The sequence below is a fragment of the Anaerostipes sp. genome, from assembly GCF_018381315.1.
Lineage (GTDB): Bacteria > Bacillota > Clostridia > Lachnospirales > Lachnospiraceae > Anaerostipes.
This window is the reverse complement of sequence record NZ_JAGZSD010000056.1, coordinates 1-1,245: the sequence shown is the minus strand read 5'-3', so window position 1 is coordinate 1,245 and position 1,245 is coordinate 1. Positions and strand designations below refer to the sequence as shown.

Genomic DNA, 1,245 nt, shown 5'->3' with positions numbered 1-1,245 from the left:
GGTGTTTCTGCCGGCTTGGAAATATGATTCACTTCCTCATCGCCGTATGCTGCCTCATAACTCTTTACAGTAACGCGTTTGGTCTTTTTAACCTTCTCTACACCATCATCCATTCTTGTGATCTCAGTGGTGCAGCTGATGGTATCTTCCCCGTTATTTACGTATAAGAAGATAATCTCCTCATCGCCGGTTACCATATACATGTCATCAGCATCTTCCGGCAGCCGAACGAACACGCGTAGTTCTGCGTCCATACTTCCGCCTTCCGGATCAGGGAACACTTCATAGATCTTTCCCTCACCGAAGAAGAGTTTCTCAAATTCAGCAATCTTTCCATTGGTGAAATCGAGATCCTCTGCCGTCACTTCATTGCCATCAGCGATTGCTTCATCAATGGCTTTGACAAGCTGTGAACCGCTCATCGAGAAGGTGACGGATTCTGACGATGTGGCTGCAAGGGCCGTATTCATATCCGCACCGACATTGGTTAGGATCATGGCTGCTGCAAGCACGAACGCCAGAAGTCTTTTTTGAGCACTGTACACTGTCCGCGACAATGCCCTAGACCTTTTTCTTCCTTCCATACTTATTCTCCTCTCATGATATTTTTTTTCCAAACATAGGATAAATTTCAACTATCTGGAACAAGTATATCAAACGACAGTTACAAACGGGTTACAATTTAAGAAAAGTTAAAATTTTTCTTAAATTATTCCTGCCCATTCCTAACCTCTGTAATAATAATAGCAAACACGGCGTTACAAGGGGCGTTACTTCATGCAGCTTTTTTGTTACTATTTCCATTCTCCTTCTCAATATTAGTTTTTAGTTTATAACCAATTTTGTATTTTTGGACGCACATCAATCATAAATTGTCGAATAATATCCCGAATTTCTATAATGAGATTTTTTCTCGTTCATTATTGCATTTTTCCCTCTTCCTATGGTACAATGTTACCAATGATTGTTATGAGTTTTTTTCTCTCAGAAAGCGAGGTATCCCATGCTGGTTCAGCTTACATTGAAGAATTTTAAGATATTCAAGGAGGAAACCCTGTTGGACTGTATTCCCGGCCCAATTAATGAGCATAAGGCATCCCTGATAAAGGATCCGCTGGATGGCGAACAGTTCCTCCCTGTCATCTCCATCTACGGACCAAACAGCAGCGGTAAGTCTACGGTCCTGCAGGGACTCACATACCTGTCCGCCCTTATCACGTCCCCGGCATCACCATCATCCATGCC

General features: G+C 42.7%; 1 protein-coding gene and 1 pseudogene. One reads left to right on the top strand and one right to left on the bottom strand.

Annotated features, from left to right (window positions below; genetic code table 11):
- Positions 1-584 (bottom strand): annotated as a pseudogene (locus KH180_RS16690) (doubled motif LPXTG anchor domain-containing protein); the annotation flags it as partial.
- 419 nt (positions 585-1,003) lie between these two features.
- On the opposite strand from KH180_RS16690, the gene KH180_RS16685 reads away from it, so the two are divergent.
- On the top strand, positions 1,004-1,245 hold a 242-nt coding region (locus KH180_RS16685; RefSeq protein ID WP_290762514.1), incomplete at its 3' end, for an AAA family ATPase.